This window comes from Bradyrhizobium yuanmingense (genome assembly GCF_029167105.1).
Classification (GTDB): domain Bacteria; phylum Pseudomonadota; class Alphaproteobacteria; order Rhizobiales; family Xanthobacteraceae; genus Bradyrhizobium; species Bradyrhizobium yuanmingense_A.
Map to the genome: position 1 here is coordinate 135832 of NZ_JARFML010000014.1, position 17609 is coordinate 153440.

The 17609-nt window shown below is 66.0% G+C and carries 17 protein-coding genes; 11 read left to right on the forward strand and 6 right to left on the reverse strand.

The window, feature by feature from the left end; translation table 11 throughout:
• Positions 1-119: 119 nt before the first annotated feature.
• Together xylB and P0R31_RS19995 are read right to left on the reverse strand one after the other, a co-directional pair.
• Positions 120-1556 (reverse strand): xylulokinase, encoded by a 1437-nt coding sequence (xylB, locus tag P0R31_RS19990; protein ID WP_275515757.1) that lies wholly within the window; start codon positions 1554-1556, stop codon positions 120-122.
• A gap of 13 nt (positions 1557-1569) precedes the next feature.
• Positions 1570-2493 carry a LysR family transcriptional regulator gene (locus tag P0R31_RS19995; protein WP_157282638.1) on the reverse strand — a complete coding sequence of 308 codons (924 nt, stop codon included), beginning with the start codon at positions 2491-2493 and terminating at the stop codon, positions 1570-1572.
• A gap of 107 nt (positions 2494-2600) precedes the next feature.
• Here P0R31_RS19995 and P0R31_RS20000 point away from each other — a divergent pair, with 107 nt between their 5' ends.
• The 11 genes from P0R31_RS20000 to P0R31_RS20050 all read left to right on the forward strand — a co-directional run bounded on the left by P0R31_RS20000 (position 2601) and on the right by P0R31_RS20050 (position 13466).
• Positions 2601-2924, forward strand: coding sequence for a Dabb family protein (locus P0R31_RS20000; protein ID WP_275515759.1), 324 nt, complete (start codon positions 2601-2603; stop codon positions 2922-2924).
• The gene (locus P0R31_RS20005; RefSeq protein WP_275515761.1) at positions 2921-4000 is read left to right on the forward strand and encodes a maleylacetate reductase; all 1080 of its coding nucleotides are present in this window, start codon (positions 2921-2923) and stop codon (positions 3998-4000) included. Before P0R31_RS20000 ends, P0R31_RS20005 begins: the two co-directional genes overlap by 4 nt.
• Positions 4001-4004: 4 nt before the next feature.
• Positions 4005-5369 (forward strand): amidohydrolase family protein, encoded by a 1365-nt coding sequence (locus tag P0R31_RS20010; protein ID WP_275515762.1) that lies wholly within the window; start codon positions 4005-4007, stop codon positions 5367-5369.
• Between the two features lie 21 nt (positions 5370-5390).
• Complete coding sequence (locus P0R31_RS20015) at positions 5391-6293, forward strand: NAD(P)-dependent oxidoreductase (protein ID WP_275515765.1); 903 nt, start codon at positions 5391-5393, stop codon at positions 6291-6293.
• 15 nt (positions 6294-6308) lie between these two features.
• The gene (locus tag P0R31_RS20020; protein WP_275515766.1) at positions 6309-7193 is read left to right on the forward strand and encodes an intradiol ring-cleavage dioxygenase; all 885 of its coding nucleotides are present in this window, start codon (positions 6309-6311) and stop codon (positions 7191-7193) included.
• A 51-nt stretch (positions 7194-7244) separates the two neighbouring features.
• The gene (locus P0R31_RS20025; protein ID WP_275515767.1) at positions 7245-8639 is read left to right on the forward strand and encodes an FAD-linked oxidase C-terminal domain-containing protein; all 1395 of its coding nucleotides are present in this window, start codon (positions 7245-7247) and stop codon (positions 8637-8639) included.
• A 10-nt stretch (positions 8640-8649) separates the two neighbouring features.
• Positions 8650-10173: a sugar ABC transporter ATP-binding protein gene (locus P0R31_RS20030; protein ID WP_275515769.1), complete on the forward strand. Its 1524-nt coding sequence runs from the start codon at positions 8650-8652 to the stop codon at positions 10171-10173.
• Positions 10166-11116 (forward strand): ABC transporter permease, encoded by a 951-nt coding sequence (locus P0R31_RS20035; protein ID WP_197946698.1) that lies wholly within the window; start codon positions 10166-10168, stop codon positions 11114-11116. Before P0R31_RS20030 ends, P0R31_RS20035 begins: the two co-directional genes overlap by 8 nt.
• Complete coding sequence (locus tag P0R31_RS20040; protein WP_275515770.1) at positions 11113-12090, forward strand: ABC transporter permease; 978 nt, start codon at positions 11113-11115, stop codon at positions 12088-12090. Before P0R31_RS20035 ends, P0R31_RS20040 begins: the two co-directional genes overlap by 4 nt.
• Before the next feature lie 41 nt (positions 12091-12131).
• A complete protein-coding gene (locus P0R31_RS20045; RefSeq protein ID WP_275515772.1) occupies positions 12132-13106 on the forward strand; it encodes a sugar ABC transporter substrate-binding protein in 975 nt (324 codons plus the stop codon).
• 72 nt (positions 13107-13178) lie between these two features.
• A complete protein-coding gene (locus P0R31_RS20050) occupies positions 13179-13466 on the forward strand; it encodes a YciI family protein (protein WP_100230901.1) in 288 nt (95 codons plus the stop codon).
• Positions 13467-13720: 254 nt separating this feature from the next.
• On the opposite strand, the gene P0R31_RS20055 is transcribed toward P0R31_RS20050, so the two are convergent.
• The 4 genes from P0R31_RS20055 to P0R31_RS20070 are packed head-to-tail and all read right to left on the reverse strand — an operon-like array spanning position 13721 to position 17592.
• The gene (locus P0R31_RS20055; protein WP_275515773.1) at positions 13721-14713 is read right to left on the reverse strand and encodes an ABC transporter ATP-binding protein; all 993 of its coding nucleotides are present in this window, start codon (positions 14711-14713) and stop codon (positions 13721-13723) included.
• Positions 14710-15699, reverse strand: coding sequence for an ABC transporter ATP-binding protein (locus tag P0R31_RS20060; protein WP_275515774.1), 990 nt, complete (start codon positions 15697-15699; stop codon positions 14710-14712). The genes P0R31_RS20055 and P0R31_RS20060 overlap by 4 nt, the downstream gene beginning before the upstream one ends.
• Positions 15700-15730: 31 nt before the next feature.
• A complete protein-coding gene (locus tag P0R31_RS20065) occupies positions 15731-16654 on the reverse strand; it encodes an ABC transporter permease (RefSeq protein ID WP_036005259.1) in 924 nt (307 codons plus the stop codon).
• Entirely contained in the window at positions 16651-17592 is a 942-nt protein-coding gene (locus tag P0R31_RS20070; RefSeq protein ID WP_275515776.1) for an ABC transporter permease, read from the reverse strand. Before P0R31_RS20070 ends, P0R31_RS20065 begins: the two co-directional genes overlap by 4 nt.
• Positions 17593-17609: the final 17 nt, after the last annotated feature.

Here is a 17609-nt window from a genome sequence, read left to right on the forward strand (position 1 = left end):
ATGCGTTTCCCACCCGCGTCTCGTTTCTCGGCAACGCGGTTTGGTCATTAAACAAAAGCGGGTGACGCAGGGCAATACCGAAGGCGCGTATACTGAAGTATGCAAACAGATTGGGCCAGCTAGTGGCGCGGCCGATACAGTTCACGCCAGGCGGGAAGCCGCTCGGCGTAGGCATCAACCAGTGCAGGGTCGGGCTCGAATGTTTCGATGCGTTGCGGACGTGTGCACACCGCTTCGATTGCCTCACCGCTGACAGCAAGCCGCCCCAATCTCGCCGCACCGAACGCAGCGCCGGTTTCACCTCCAGCAAAGCGATGGATCGGAATGTTCAGCACGTTCGCCAGCACCGCGAGCCAGAAGGCAGAGCGCGAACCGCCGCCAATCACGTCCGCTTCCGCAATCCCGATGCCGGCATCCGCGAGCGCATCGCGGCAATCGGCAAGCGCGAAGGCAACGCCTTCGAGCACCGCCTGCACAATCGCCGCGCGATCGGTGCCATGGCTCAGACCGTCCAGCATGCCGCGCACGACGGGGTCGTCGTGCGGCGTCCGCTCACCGGCGAGATAAGGCAGGAAGCTCACCGGCGACGGCGCCCGCGGTCGTGCTCCAAGCGGCGCCAGCAGCTCGGTCTCGGTGGCGCCGAACAGGCGCGCGAGCCAGGCGAGGCAGGAGGCCGCCGAGAGGATCGCGCCGGCCTGAATCCACATGCCGGGAATGGCATGGCAGAACGTGTGCACGACGCGGTCGGGATTGGCGGCGATCCTGTCGGTCGGGGCCATGAGCGCACCCGAGGTTCCCAGCGACACGAAGGCGGCTCCCGGCCGGATCGCGCCGATGCCGATGGCGCCCGCCGGATTGTCGCCGGCCCCGCCGGCGATCACCGGCCGCCTGATCATGCCCCAGCGCCGTGCGAGCTCGCTGCGCAGCGTGGTTGCGGGCGCGCATCCCTCGACCAGGCGCGGCATGTGCTCGCGCGACAAGCCGCTCGCGGCCAGCGCTGCGTCCGACCAGTCGCGGCGCGCGACGTCGAGCCATAGGGATCCCGAGACGTCCTCGACGGCTTCGCCCGACAGCACCAGTCGCAGATAGGCCTTTGGCAGAAGAACGAGCTTCGTCGCCGCGAAGATCTCGGGCTCGTGCGCGGCGATCCACAGCAGCTTCGGCGCGGTGAAGCCCGGCATCGCCTTGTTGCCCGTCACTTCGCGCAAGGCGGGCCAGCGTTGCTCCAGGACACGGCACTCGCTGGCCGATCGTCCGTCGTTCCAGAGAATGCAGGGCCGCAGCGGTCTCGAGCTCGCATCGAGCAGCGTGGCGCCATGCATCTGGCCGGACAGCCCGATGCCTGCGACCGCTGCCAACGCATCGGCATGCGACGCCTTAAGGGCATCCAGCGTGGCGAAGGTCGCATCGATCCACTGCGCCGGATCCTGCTCGGAATAGCCCGGTTGCGGCGAGACGGTCGCGAGCGACCGGCTCTCGCTTGCGATCACGCGCTGGGCATCGTCGACGATAACCGTCTTGACCGCTGAGGTGCCGAGATCGATGCCGAGATACATGGCTGCTTCCCGCTCACTTCGCCGCGTCGATCCAGATCCCCGGCTCCGAATGCTCCCGGATGTAGCTGACGAGGAAGTCGGAGAACACCCTGATCTTGGCAGGCAGCCTGACGCGGTTCTGATAGGCGATGTTCATGGTGAGCAACGGCAGCTGCCAATCCCTCAGGACAGGCACCAGCCGCCCAGCCGCGATATCGCCCTGCACGATATAGAGCGGCTGGATCAGGATGCCGAGCCCCGCGCGCGCTGCACCACAGATGATCTGGCCGTCATTGCTGTCGAGCGTCGGCGCGATCCGGATTGTCTGCGTCGTGCTGCCCTGGCTCAGCCGCAGCGAATAGGGATCATTGGCGAGGTTGTAGATCAGCATGTTGTGACGGGCGAGATCGGCGGGATGCTCGGGCCGGCCATGCTTCTCGAGGTAGGAGGGAGCGGCCGCGAGCACGCGGTGCATCTGACCGATGCGGCGGACGACGATGTTTGAATCCGGCTCGTGCTCGCGCGTGCGGATCGCGACGTCGATGCCGGCTTCGATGAAGTCGAGATAGCGGTTTGCGCTGATGATCTGCACGCTGAGATCAGGATAGAGCGCGCGGAAGGCGGGCAGCATCGGCGCGAGATAGATCATCGCAAAGGACAGCGAACTCGTCACGCGCAGCATGCCTTTCGGCGACAGCGCGCGGTCGGAGACGGCGTCCTCGGCTTCGGCGAGCTCGTTCAACAGCGTGCTGCAACGTTGCAACAGCTCCTGCCCGGCTTCGGTCAGCCATTGCCGGCGCGTGTTGCGCTCGATCAGCCGGACCGCCAGCCGCTCCTCCAGCGCGCTGAGATGGCGGCTCGCAGCGGCGTTCGACATCCGCAGAATTTCGGCGGCCTTGGAAAGGCTGCCGAGCTCAGCGGTTTTCGAGAAGACCTCGAGTTGAAGCAGCCGGTCCATTTTTGCATAAACAGGAAAAGAGACTTACAAATTTTGACCTTTATTTCCGTTTTCTGCAAGGCAAAATGGCGCCAACAAAGCACCATTGCAGGCGAGGAAACTGGGAAATGTCGGGCCCGATCAGGCACATCGTGATGTGGCGGCTGCGCGGCGATACGCCTGCGGAGCGCTCCGCCGCCCGGCTCAAGGTCAAGACCCTGTTCGAGGGCCTCAAGGGCCGGATCGACGGCCTCACCCATATCGAAGTCGGCATGGACGTCAGCGCGGTCGACTACGCCTGCGATGTGGTGCTGTTCTCCGAATTCACCGACCAGGCGGCGCTTGCCGCCTACGCCAACCATCCGGAACATCTGCGCGTGCGCGAGGCGCTGGGCGACTTGCGGATCGGGCGCTTCCAGGTCGATTATCCCATCAAAGAGACCGGCGCATGATCGGTTCGTTCACCTTCGAAAACCTGCCCTGCCGCGTCGTGTTCGGCAGCGGAACGCTGGCGAGCGCAAGGGCCGAGGTCGAGCGGCTCGGCGGCAAGCGTGCGCTGGTGCTGACGACGCCGCAGCAGGAGGGACAAGGCAAGAGCTTGGGGGCCGCGCTCGGTCCGCTCTATGCCGGCATCTTTTCCGGCGCCACCATGCACACGCCGGTCGAGGTCACGCAACGCGCGCTCGCGGCGATGAAGGCATGCGAGGCCGATTGCGTCGTCTCGCTGGGCGGCGGCTCGACCACCGGGCTCGGTAAGGCTTTGGCCTTGCGCACCGGCGTCAACCAGCTCTGCATCCCCACGACGTATGCCGGCTCGGAGATGACGCCGATCGTCGGCCAGACCGAGAACGGGCTTAAGACGACGGTGCGCGATGCGGCCGTGCTGCCGGAGACCGTGATCTACGACGTCGACCTGACGCTGACGCTGCCGGCGAGCCTCGCCGCGACCTCCGGCATCAACGCGATCGCGCATGCGGTCGAGGCGCTCTACGCGCGCGACGCCAACCCTGTCACCTCGCTGATGGCCGAAGAAGGTATCCGCGCGCTGGCGCGTGCTTTGCCTGCCATTGCCGGCAGGAGCGACGATCGCGAGCCCCGCACCGAGGCGCTCTATGGCGCCTGGCTGTGCGGTGTCTGTCTCGGCACGGTCGGCATGGCGCTGCATCACAAGCTCTGCCACACGCTCGGCGGTACGTTCGACCTGCCACACGCCGAAACGCACACGATCGTGCTCCCGCACGCGCTGGCCTACAACGCCCCCGCGGTACCCGATGCGATGACGCGCATCGGGCGCGCGATTGGCGCGGCCGACGCATCGCAGGGACTTTTCGATCTTGCCAAGCGACTGGGCGCGAAGGTCGCGCTGCGCGATGTCGGCATGCCCGAGAGCGGCATCGACAAGGCGGCCGATCTCGCCGTCACCAACGCCTATTGGAACCCGCGCCCGCTCGAGCGTGGCGCCATTCGCGACTTGATTGCACGCGCCTGGGCCGGCGAGCCGCCAAGCGCCATCAAAGCGGCGGCGTGAGACGATGCGGCGCACGCTGATCAAATCGGCGATCGTCATCAGCATGGATGACACGATCGGCGACCTCTGGACCGGCGATGTGCTGGTCGAGGGCAGCCGGATCGCGGACGTGCGCCCGTCGATCGACGCTGCGGCCGACACGGAGGTCATCGACGGCGCCGGCCGCATCGTCATTCCGGGCTTGATCAACGCGCACATGCACACCTGGCAGACCGGCTTGCGCGGCTTTGCCGCGAACTGGACGCTGCTGGAATATTTCCGCCGCATGCATGCGGGCCTCGCCACCGTGTTCCGGCCCGACGACATTTACATCGCAACCCTCGTCGGCGCGCTGAACCAGATCAACCACGGCGTCACCACGCTGATCGACTGGTGTCACAACAACCCGACGCCCGATCATACCGATGCCGCCGTGCGCGGCCTGGTCGAAAGCGGCATCCGCGCCGCGTTCTTCCACGGCTCGCCGAAACCCGAGCCAAAGCCGGGCGAGCCGCATTTCTCGGAAGTGCCGCATCCGCGCCGTGAGGTCGAGCGGCTGCTGGCAGGCGCGCTCGGCGACCGCGACGGACTCGTCACGCTGGGGCTCGCCATTCTCGGACCGCATTATTCGACGCTCGACGTCGCCATGCACGATTTCCGCCTGGCGCGGGAGCTGAACCTGATCGCTTCGATGCATCAGGGCGGCGGTCCGGCGAAGACGCCCGGCGGCTGGGAGAAGCTGCTCGAGGCCGGCCTGGTCGGCCCCGGCATCAACATCGTCCATGGCAACGATCTGCCAGATGATCTGCTCGTTCGTCTCGTCGATCTCGGCGTATCGTTCTCGGTGACGCCCGAGAATGAGATGATCCAGGGCCATGGCTTTCCGATCACCGGCCGCCTTCTGAAGCGCGGCGTGCGGCCGACGATCGGCATCGACTTGGAATCCGTGCTGGCCGGCGATCTCCTCTCCGCCGCGCGCGTTGCGCTGTCGATGCAGCGGGCACTGGACAATGCGGAATCGCGCAAAGCGAGTGGCGCCATTCCGGCGACGACCACGATTCCCGTGCGCGAAGCGCTGCGCTGGATCACGGTGGAAGGCGCCCGCATGCTCGGCCGCGGGCACCAGATCGGCTCGCTGACGCCTGGCAAGCTCGCCGACCTCGTCATCATCAACGCCTCCGACCTCAACCTTCATCCGGTGCATGACCCGATCGCAACCGTCGTGATGCAGACGAGCCTCACCAACATCGAGTCTGTCATGATCGGCGGCGTTTGGCAGAAGAGGAACGGCAGACTGCTGGTTGAGGGGCTCGAGACGAAGAAGGAGCTGCTGGCGCAATCCGGCCGGCGGCTGGTGCAGGATATCGAACGACAGGGACGCGCCGCCTGAAGGCGCCAATGGACCAGAACGATGGCTGACGCTCTGAAACAAGTTGCTTTCATCGGGATCGGCAAGATGGGCTTGCCGATGTCGGTGCTCGTCGCGAAAGCCGGCTACACCGTCACCGCGTTTGATCAGAGCGCGGCGAGGATCAGCGAGGCACGCGCGCAAGGCATTGCGAGTGCCGCCTCGCCGGCCGAGGCCGTGAGCGGCAAGGCTGCAGTGATCACGTCCCTGCCCGACGACGCCGCTCTGCGCGGCGCATTGCTCGGCCCCGCCGGCCTGATCGCCGCGATGGCACAAGGTGCCGTCTTGATCGAAACCAGCACTGTGAGCGTCGAAGCCTCGGCTGAGGTCGCGGCCGCCGCGCAGGCCCGTGGCATTGCCTATCTGCGCGCGCCGGTCTCCGGCAATGCCAGCATCGTGCACACGGGCGCGCTGACCTGCTTCGTCTCGGGGCCAAAGGACGCCTTCGAGAGCGCAAAGCCACTGTTCCAAGGCTTCACCCGCGCTCAGACCTATCTCGGCCCTGCCGAGGAAGCGCGCTACGCCAAACTCTCTGTCAACCTGATGATCGCGGTGTCGGCGGCAATGATGGCGGAGAGCCTGGCGCTGGCGCGCAAGGGCGGCATCGCCTGGCAGGACATTTTGAAGGTGCTCGACGACAGCGCGGTCGCCTCCCCCATGGTCAAGTACAAGACCGCGCCGCTGCGGACACGCGATTTCGAGTCCACCTTCTCGTGCAAGCAGATGGCCAAGGATCTCGACCTGATCCTGGGCGCCGGCCACGCCGTCGGCGTGCCGCTGCAGCTCGCAGCCCAAGTGCGCGAGACCTATGGCTCGCTGGTCGCACAAGGCGACGGCGACACCGACTTCATCGCGACGGTCAAGCATCTCGAACGGCTGTCCGGCCTCGGCGAACCGAAGCTGTGATAAACGGAGGCTGACATGCGTAACTTCAACGAAAACACGATCACGGATGCGGTGCTGGAGCGGATCGCGGACGCGACCGACCCGCGCATCAAGCAGGTGAGCGAAGCGCTGGTGCGGCATCTTCACGCCTTCGTCCGCGAGGTGCGGCCGACCCAGAAGGAGTGGGAGTACGGCATCGACTTCCTGACCCGCACAGGGCACATGTGCAACGACAAGCGCCAGGAGTTCATCCTGCTGTCGGACACGCTCGGCGTCTCCATGCTGGTCGACGCCATCAACCATCCGGTGCCAGAAGGCGCGACCGAGACCACGGTGCTCGGCCCGTTCTTCGTCCAGGCCGCGCCGGAGAAGGACAGCGGCGCTGACATCTCCGGGCCGTTGGAGGGCGATCCGATGCTGGTCACCGGCTCGGTCTCGGCCGTGGACGGAAAGCCGCTGGCCGGCGCAGTCGTGGACGTCTGGCACTCCGACGACGACGGCTATTACGACGTGCAGCAGCTCGACAAGATCGACGATCTCGCGATGCGCGCCCGCTTCCACACCGATGCCAACGGCCGCTTCCATTTCTGGTCGATCAAACCGGCCGCCTATCCGATTCCGCATGACGGACCGGTCGGCGAGATGCTCGAGGTGCAGGGACGCCATCCCTGGCGCCCGGCGCACGTGCACTTCATGATCTCAGCGCCCGGTTACGAGCAGCTGGTGACGCACGTCTTCGTTGCCGGCGACCAATATCTCGATAGCGACGTGGTGTTCGGCGTCAAGGACAGCCTGATCCGCGAATTCGTCCGCCATCCCGCCGGCCGTGCGCCGGATGGTCGCATGGTGGAGCGCGACTATTTTCATCTCAACTATGATTTCGGCCTGAAGCAGGTCGCAAGCAACGCAAGAGCCGCTTAAGCTCAACGACGGACCAACAAGAGTCCGTAAAACAGGGACGGGAGCTTTAGGATGGGACCGCGGGTCAGCACGGGCATTGTGGCCGAGCGCCTTGCCGGCATGATCGGTCCGCGCGCGAGCGTCGCGCGCGGCGTGCTCGATCAGCACGGGCAGAGCGAGTCGCACTATCAGAGCCTGCCGCCCGACATCGTGGTCTTCCCCGAGACCACGCAGGAGGTCGCCGAAATCGTCAAGCTCTGCGCCGGTGCGGGCATGCCGATCGTGCCGTTCGGTGCTGGGACCTCGCTCGAAGGCAATGCGGCGGCGGTCGCCGGCGGCGTCTGCTTCGACTTCGCGCGCATGAACAAGGTGCTCACGGTGCACGACAGTGACATGGACGTCGTGGTGCAGCCCGGCATTACCCGCAAGCAGCTCAATGCGGAGCTGCGCAATACCGGCCTGTTCTTCCCGATCGATCCCGGCGCCGACGCTTCGATCGGCGGCATGACGTCGACGCGCGCCTCCGGCACGATGGCGGTGCGCTACGGCACCATGAAGGACAACGTCATGGCGCTCGAGGTCGTGCTGGCCGACGGCCGCGTGATCCGCACCGCCCGGCGCGCGCGGAAATCGGCGGCGGGCTATGATCTGACGCGCATGTTCGTCGGCGCGGAAGGCACGCTCGGCGTCATCACGGAGATCACGCTGAAGGTACACCCCGTGCCGCAGGCGATCTCGGCCGCGGTCTGCAGCTTTGACACCCTACACGATGCGGTGGACACCGCGATCTCCGTGATCCAGGCCGCGATCCCCGTGGCCCGCATCGAGCTGCTCGACGATGTCATGATGCGCGGCATCAATGCCTACGCCAAGCTCGGCTATCGCGAGGCCCCCACGCTGTTCTTCGAATTCCACGGCTCCGAGACGTCAGTCGCCGAGCAGGCAGAGGCGGCGCAGGCGATCGCGGCCGATCATGGCGGCCATGGCTTTGCCTGGGCCAAGGCGCAGGAAGACCGCAGCCGGCTCTGGCACGCCCGCGACAACACGCTCTATGCGAGCCTCGGCCTGCGGCCCGGCGCACGCGCCGTGATCACCGACGTCTGCGTGCCGATCTCGCGTCTCGCCGAATGCCTGACCGAGACGCGGCGCGATGCGGACGCGCACGGCTTCACCGCACCGATCGTCGGCCATGTCGGCGATGGCAATTTCCACATGCTGATCCTGATCGATCCGACAAAGCCCGAGGAGGCCGAAGGCGCCAAGGCGCTGCAGGCCCGCATGGTCGCGCGCGCCATCGCCATGGACGGCACCTGCACCGGCGAGCATGGCATCGGGCTCGGCAAGATCGATTATCTCACCGACGAGCTTGGCGAAGCCGTGGACGTGATGCGATCGATCAAGGCGGCGCTCGATCCCGACGGATTGATGAACCCAGGAAAGATCTTTGCGAGTGGAGCCAAAACATGAGCAACACGCCATGAGCGACGCGCTCCCGATCGAGGTCACCTCGCCCACGCCGCTGCTGGAGCTGCGCGGCATCAGCAAGGAGTTTCCCGGCGTCAAGGCGCTCGACGACGTGTCCTTTGCCGTCTACCCCGGTGAAGTCCATATGCTGCTGGGCGAGAACGGCGCCGGCAAGTCGAGCCTGATGAAAGTGCTGTGCGGCGCCTATCGCGCCGACGCGGGCGAGTTCTATTACAACGGCGAGAGGGTTGCGATCTCCTCGACTGCCGATGCGCAGAAGCTCGGCATCGCCGTGATCTTCCAGGAATTCTCGCTGGTCCCCTATCTCGACATCGCCCAGAACATTTTCCTCGGACGCGAGCCGAAGGGCCGCATTCCCGGCACCATCGACCGCCGCAGGATATTGGCCGACGCAAAGCGCGTGCTCGAGACCATCGGCTTCGACATCGATCCCGCCACCACCGTCGACAAGCTCGGCGTCGCCCAGCAGCAGATGGTCGAGATCGCCAAGGCGATCAGCCAGAACGCCCGCATCCTCGTCATGGACGAGCCGACCGCGGCGCTGTCCGACCGCGAGACCGAGCTCTTGTTCGCGCTGATCGCGCGACTGAAGGCCGACGGCGTCGCCATCGTCTATATCTCCCACCGCATGGCCGAAGTGTTCGCGCTCGGCGACCGCATCACCGTGCTGCGCGACGGCCGCCGCATCGACGGCGTCCGGCCCGCCGACGTCACGCCGGACCAGCTGGTGCGCATGATGGTCGGCCGCAACGTCGACATGACCTATCCGCGCCATTTCGCCCATAAGCCCGGCGAGTTGCTGCTCGAGGTCAAGAACCTCTCCGCGCCGACCGGCATTTCCGACATCAACATCGAGGTGCGCCGCGGCGAGATCGTCGGGCTGTGCGGCCTTGTCGGCTCCGGCCGCAGCGAAGTTGCCCGCGCCATCTTCGGAGCCGATCCCGTGACATCCGGCGAGATCATCTTCGACGGCAAGAGCATTTCCGGCGAGCCGGATCTCGCCGCCCGCCGCGGCATCGCGCTGATCCCGGAGAGCCGCAAGAGCGAAGGCCTCGCGCTGCTGCGATCCGTCAGCGACAATCTGGTGGTGTCGGCGCTGAAAAAGCTGTTTCCGAGCGGGCTGTTCGACCAACGCTCGGCCCAGCGCACCGCCGACGGCCTGATCCGGCAGCTCCGCATCGCGACACCGAGCGCACGCCAGACCGTCGGCCTGCTCTCGGGCGGCAACCAGCAGAAGGTCGTGATCGGCAAATGGCTCGCCGCCGGCTCGAAGCTTTTCATCTTCGACGAGCCGACGCGCGGCATCGACATCGGCGCCAAGTCGGAGATCTTCGCGCTGATCGACCGCCTCGTCGCGGAAGGCGCGGCGGCGCTGATGATCTCGTCCGAGCAGGTCGAGATCTGCCATGTCTGCGACCGCGCCTACGTGATGCGCGAGGGACGCATTGCCGGACACCTGGCACGCAACGAATTGACCGAGGAGAACATCGTGCGATTGGGGATGCATCATGCGTGAGGTCGCAGTCGCTTCGGAGCCAAATCCGCTGCAACGCATTCCCGGCGTCGCCATGGTGCTGGTGCTGCTGATCGCGCTGTTCAGCGTAATCGCGCCCGGCTTCCTCTCGGTCGCCAACCTCTCCAACGTGCTGGTGCAATCGACCATCCTGACCATGCTCGCGCTGCCGATGACGCTCATCATCATGACGGAGGGGCTGGACCTGTCGATGGGCGCGGTGCTGACGCTGACTTCGCTCTGCGTCGCGATCGTGTCGCTCGCGACCAAGTCGATGCTGCTGGGCCTCGGCGCCGGCCTTCTGGTCGGCACGGCCTTTGGCGTTGCCAACGGCTGGCTGGTCGCCATTCTGGGCATACCGCCCTTCGTCGCGACCCTCGGCACGCTCGGCATGGCGCAGGGCCTGTCGCTGATCGTCAGCGACGGCCAGAGCGTGGTCGGCATCCCCCACAGCGTGCGCGACATCTACTCGGCGACGCTGCTCGGCATTCCCGTGCCGATCGTGATGGCGCTGGTGACTTATGCGGCGTTTCACGGCCTGCTCTATCACACCCGCTTCGGCACCTACATCTTCGCGCTCGGCGGCAACCGCGAGGCACTGCGCTATGCCGGGCTCTCGCCCAACAGGCTGCTGATCGCGGTCTATGCGATCGGCGGCGCCATGGCCGGCATCGCGGGCCTGTTGATGACCGCACGCATGAACTCCGGCCATCCCACCGCCGGCCTCGGTCTGGAATTCGATGCCATCGCGGCCGTCGCCGTCGGCGGCACCTCGTTCGAGCGCGGCAATGGCTGGCTGCTCGGTACGCTGCTCGGAGTCCTTTCCGTCGGCGTGTTGCGCAACGGGTTGAACCTGATCTCGCTGCCCTCTTCGGTGCAGGTCGCCAGCGTCGGCGTGCTCGTCATCGTTGCCCTGTTCCTCGACGGCCTCAGGAGCCGCACATGACCGACATCACCAAGGGCGCCATCGCGCCGCCCCGCTCCTTCCTGTCGCAGGACGCGGTCCAGCTGTTCTATCGCCTGCTCGCGGCTTTCCTGATCTGCGCGGTGCTCGCCGTGCTCAGCGATTCCTTCCTGAGCCTCGGCAACATCCTCAACGTGCTGAGGCAGGCGAGCCTGACCTTCTTCATCGCCTCCGGCCTGACGCTGGTGGTGCTCACGGCCGGCCTCGATCTCTCCGTCGGCGCCAATGTCGCGCTGTCCGCCTGCCTCGCCGGCACCGTGATCCACAAGACCGGCTCGCCGGCGCTCGGCATCCTCACCGGACTTGCCTGCGGCGGCATCGTCGGCCTGATCAACGGCGTCATGGTCACGGCGCTCCGCATCCCCTCCTTCATCGCCACCTATGGCATGCTCTGGGTGCTGAACGGCCTCACCTATTGGTACATGGCGGGCGAGACCCTGCACGGCTTCCCAGCCGGCTTCCGCCAGATCGGCAGCGGCTATCTGTTCGGCCTGCCGATCCCGGTCTATCTGCTGCTGGTGTTCCTGGGGATCGGGACGTTCTTCGCGCAGCGCACGGTCTGGGGCCAGGAGATCTATGCGATCGGCGCCAATCCGGTCGCAGCGAGGCTCTCCGGCATTCCGGTCGCGCGGCGCCTGCTGCTGGTCTACGCGGTCTCGGGCACCATGGCGGGACTTGCCTCGATCATCTTCCTGTCGCGGCTCAATTCGGCCGAGGCGGACATCGGCGAGAGCCTGACGCTGCCGGCGATCGCGGCCGTGCTGATCGGCGGCACCTCGCTGTTCGGCGGCGTCGGCACCGTGTTCGGCACCTTCATCGGCGCGCTGATCCTGACCCTGGTGCTGAACGGCATGAACCTGCTCGCGGTCAGCGCCAATTGGCAGCCGCTCGTCACCGGCGTCATCGTCATTCTCGCGGTCTGGCTCGACATGAAGACCCGCCGCCGCGCGCAATGAGTTCTAGCAATCCAACAAGCAAAATGAGGGATGGAGGCAACATGAGAAAGACAATTGGCTATGTGGCGCTGCCGCTGCTGATGGCGGCCGCGTTCACGAATGCGGCACATGCGGACGGCGAGACCATCGCCGTCTTCACCAAGAACCAGACCAATCCGTTCTTCCAGACGGTGCGGGTCGGCGCCGACAACATGGCGAAGGTGCTGAACGCGAAGACGCTGCAGTACATCCCGACCAAGCCGGACTCGATTCCCGAGCAGCTCAGCCAGATCGAGGACGTCGTGGTGAAGAAGCCGAGCGCGATCGTGTTCACGCCGGTCGATTACAAGGCGATGGTGCCGGGCGTCGAGAAGATCAACGAGGCCAAGATCCCGGTCGTCAACATCACCGACCGTTCGGCCGGCGGCAAGTTCCTGTCCTTCGTCGGCGCCGACGATTACAGCCTCGGGCTGGAGACAGCGCGCTTCCTGCTCAAGACACTCGGCGGCAAGGGCAACATCGTCATCATCGAGGGCGTCAAGGGCTCGCTGACCAATGTCGACCGCGTGCGCGGCTTCAACGACGCGCTGAAGGAAGCCCCCGGCGCCAAGCTCTTGGCCTCGCAGCCCGGCAATTATCAGCGGCTCCAGGCGCTCCAGGTCATGGAGAATTTGATGCAGTCGAATTCGCAGATCGACGGCGTGCTGGCGGCCAACGATGCCATGGCGGTCGGCGCGATCGAGGCGCTCGACGGCGCCAACCGCAAGGCGCAGGTGATCGGCATCAACGGCACCAAGGAGGCGATCGACGCGATCAAGTCCGGCAAGCTGCTGGCGAGCGGCGACTACAACGGCTTTGCGCAAGGCTGCCTCGGCACCATGATGGCGATCCGCTCCTTGCGGGGCCAGCCTGTCATCAGCGAGATCGTGCTGAAGCCGACGGTCATCACCAAGGACAATTACCAGCCGTTCGACGTGCCGCTGGAACAGCGGACCTGCCCGACTTTCGAGGACGCCGGCAAGCTCAGCGCGAAGTAGCTCCGTCACCCCAAGCCCGGACGGCCGCAGCCTGCGGCCGTCCCAACAACGAAGCCAAGAAACGGAGACAGCATGCTGTTCGCCATTCACGCCCTCGACCGCACCGGCGCGTTGCCGACGCGGCTCGCCAATTACGACGCCCACAAGGCTTTCCTCAGCGACACCTCGCGCTTCGGCGTCAAGATCGTGATGTCCGGTCCGCTCGTCTCCGACGACGGCCAGACCATGATCGGCAGCCTGTTCCTGATCGAGGCTCCCGGCCGCGCCGAGGTCGAAGCCTTCAACCGCGCAGATCCCTTTGCCGCGGCCGGCATCTGGGACAAAGTCACGATCACCGGCTTCCTGCGCCGGCAGGGTTGAGGTCCGCCACCACGAAAGTGCGTAAACAACCCCATGCACAGTAGAACGGGGCTTGTTTCCGCTTACGAATTTCCGATGCACCGCGCGGCCTCGCATCCGAGGCCAATGCCGACGCAAATCGGCGGTGGATTTTGACTCGTCGGGCAAAACAGGGGCATAGTGCCATCATCGCCCGATGTCAGTCCCGTCCGCCGTCGGGGCACCCGCCCAAGCGTCGGCGCGACTAACGCGACACGGACTGGCGTCGGATCCCCTCAGCTGCTCATTGCCGGCGCAGCCTCTTCGAGATGACAGGCCACCCACTGCTCGGCTCCAGCCGCGCGCAGCGTCGGCTCCTCGCTCCGGCAGCGGTCGAACACGAACGGGCAGCGGGTGTGGAAGCGGCATCCCTTCGGCGGATTGATCGGGCTCGGCACGTCGCCCTTGAGGATGATGGGATTACGCTGGGCTCCGGGCTCCGGCAGCGGCACGGCCGAAAGCAGCGCCTTGGTGTAGGGATGCCTTGGCGCGGCAAATATCTCGCGGCGCGGGGCCACCTCGACGATCTTGCCGAGATACATCACCGCGACGCGGTGGGTCATGTGCTCGACGATGGCAAGATCGTGGCTGATGAACAGTAGCGCGAGACCGAACTCGCGCTGGAGATCCTGCAAGAGATTGACGATCTGCGCCTTAACCGAGACATCGAGCGCGGAGACCGCCTCGTCGCAGACGATCAGCTCGGGCTCGGCAGCCAGCGCCCGCGCGATGCCGATGCGCTGACGCTGGCCGCCGGAGAATTCGTGCGGCCTGCGGTTCAGCGCCTCGCGCGGCAGGCGCACCGTGTCCATCAGCGATGTGACACGGACCTCGAGATCCTCGGCAGATTTGGCGAGGCCGAAATTACGGATCGGCTCGGCAAGAATGTCGCGCACGCGCATGCGCGGATTGAGGCTCGAGAACGGATCCTGGAACACGACCTGCACGCGGCGGCGCATCTGGCGCATCGTGCCCGGTGCGGCGTCGTCGATCCTCTGGCCATCGAGGATGACCTGGCCCGAGGTGATCTCGAACAGTCGCAGGATGGCGCGGCCGACCGTCGATTTTCCGCAGCCGGACTCGCCGACCAGCGACAGCGTCTCGCCGCGCGCGATCTCGAAGGAGACGCCGTCCACCGCGTAGACGAATTCGGTTTGCCGTCCGAAGAGGCCCTTGTTGATCGGAAAGTGCTTCTTGAGGTCGTTGACCTGGAGCAGCGGAACACTCATGCCGCGATCGCTCCCTTGGCTGCGTAATGGCACGCAGCGATGTGGCGCGGGCCCTTCTCTTCCAGTCCCGGCGCATATTGGCGGCAGACGTCGGTGGCGAGCGCACAGCGGCCGGCGAAGACGCAGCCTGTGATGGGCTTGCGGAGGTCGGGCACCTGCCCCGGGATTTCGGCGAGGCGGGTCGCAGTGCCCGCGAGCGAGGAGCCGAGCTTCGGCACCGCACCCAACAGGCCTTGCGTATAGGGGTGCCGCGGCGAGCGGAACAGCTCGGCCACCGGCGCCTCCTCGACCTTGCGGCCGGCATACATCACCATGACACGCTCGGCGATCTCGGCGACGACGCCGAGATCGTGGGTGATCAGGATGATGGCCGCACCGACCCGGCGCTTCAGGTCCAGCATCAGCTTGAGGATCTGCGCCTGGATCGTCACGTCGAGGGCGGTGGTCGGCTCGTCCGCAATGAGAAGCTTCGGATTGCAGGCCAGCGCGACCGCGATCATCACGCGCTGGCGCATGCCGCCTGACAGCTGGTGCGGATATTCGCCGACGCGCCGTTTCGGCTCGGGAATGCCGACCAGCGTCAGCATCTCGACCGCATGCGCCTCCGCCGCCTGCTTGTCGAGACCCTGATGAATCATCAAGGTCTCGCGGATCTGGCGGCCGACGGTGAGCACCGGGTTCAGGCTCGTCATCGGTTCCTGAAAGATCATGGAGATGTCGTTGCCGCGGATCGCGCGCATCTCGCGGTCGGACAGTTTCAAGAGATCCCTGCCCGCGAAGCGGATGCTGCCTGCGATCCGGCCCGGCGGCTCCGGAATCAACCGCATCAAGGACATCGACGTCACCGACTTGCCGCAGCCGGACTCGCCGACGATGGCGAGCGTCTCGCCCTCGTTGACATGGAAGGACACTCCGTCGACCGCGCGGTTGATGCCGCCGGGCGTACGGAAATGGGTCTGGAGGTTCTCGACTTCGAGCAAAGCCATCGCAATCAGCCTCGATCCATCACAGACAACATCACAGGCTTTTGGCCATGCGCGGGTCGAGCGCATCGCGAAGGCCGTCGCCGAGCAGATTCACGGCGAGCACGGTGACGGACAGGAACGCCGCCGGGAAGAACACGATGTAGGGCTTCACCTGCCAGAGCGCGCGGCCCTCGGCCATGATGTTGCCCCAGGACGGGATGGTCGGCGGCGTGCCGGCGCCGATGAAGGACAGGATCGCCTCCGTGATCATGGCGCTGGCGCAGATATAGGTCGCCTGCACCAGCATCGGCGCAACCGTGTTTGGCAGGATGTGGCGCAGGATGATCATCGGCGTGCGCGTGCCGCAGGCGACGGCCGCGTCCACATAGGGCTGCTCGCGCAAGGACAGCACGACGCTGCGGACGAGGCGCGAGACGCGCGGGATCTCGGCGATGGTGATCGCCAGGATGACATTGCCGACGCTGCCGCGCGTCAGGGCCATCAGCGCGATCGCGAGCAGGATCGGCGGGATCGACATCAGCCCGTCCATGAACCGCATCAGGATGCCGTCGGCCCAGCGGATGAAGCCGGAGACCATGCCGATGGCAAGACCGATCGCCGAGGCGCAGATCGCGACCGACAGACCGACCGTGAGCGAGACCCGCGCGCCGAACAGCACGCGCGAATAGATGTCGCGGCCGAGCACGTCGGTGCCGAACCAGAAATCGGCCGACGGCGCGCGGGTGCGCTTGGCGGGCGCAAGCGCGGTCGGATCGACCGTGCCGAGGTACGGCGCAAAGACGGCGATCAGCACCAGCATCAGCAGCAGCGCGCCGCCGATCGCGACCGTCGGGTGGCCGCGCAGGAGGCCGACGAAGCCGCGCCGTATCCTGACCGGCCGCAGGATCTCGGGCAGTTGCGGCGCAAGGACGAGGCCGGCCGGAAGCGAATGCGGATTAACGGTGGTGTCGGTCAATAGCGGATCCTCGGGTCAACGAGCGTGTAGACGACGTCGATCATCAGATTGACGAGGACGTAGACGAAGCTGAACAGCAGCACGATGCCCTGGATCACCGGATAGTCACGGCGCAGGATGGCATCGATGGTGAGGCGGCCGAGGCCTGGGATCGCGAACACGCTCTCGGTGACGACCGCGCCGCCGATCAGGAGCGCGATGCCGATCCCGATCACGGTGACGATCGGCACCGCCGCGTTCTTCAGCGCGTGAATGAACAGGATGCCGCCCTGCCCGAGGCCCTTGGCCTTGGCCGTGCGGATATAGTCCTGCTGCAGCACTTCGAGCATGGCTGCCCGCGTGATGCGGGCGACCAGCGCGATATAGACGCAGCCGAGCGCGATCGCCGGCAGGATCAGGTTCTCAAGCCACGGCCAGAAGCCGGAGCTGAGCGGCGTGTAGCCCTGCACCGGCAGCCATTCCAGCTCCAGCGCGAAGACGTAGGCGAGCATGTAGCCGACCACGAAGACGGGCAGCGAGAATCCGAACACGGCAAAGCCCATGATGACGCGATCGATCAGGCTGCCGGCCTTCCATGCCGCCACCACGCCGAGCGGCACCGCCACCACGATCGTGAGCAGCAGCGTGACGATCATCAGCGACAGCGTCGGTCCGAGACGCTGCCCGATCATCGCCGAGACCGGCAGGTTGGTGAAGATCGAGGTGCCGAGATCGCCGTGGAGGATGCGCCAGACCCAGCCTCCGAACTGGACCAGGAAGGGCCGGTCCAGTCCGAGGCTCTGGCGGATGCGCTCCACATCCTCCGGGCTTGCCTGATCGCCCGCGATCACCACGGCCGGATCGCCGGGCGCGATGTAAAGCAGGCTGAACACGAACAGCGCGACGATCGCCATGACCGGCAAGGTCGCAACGATGCGACGGAGGATGTAGGAGAGCATCTGGCCTCAGCGCACGA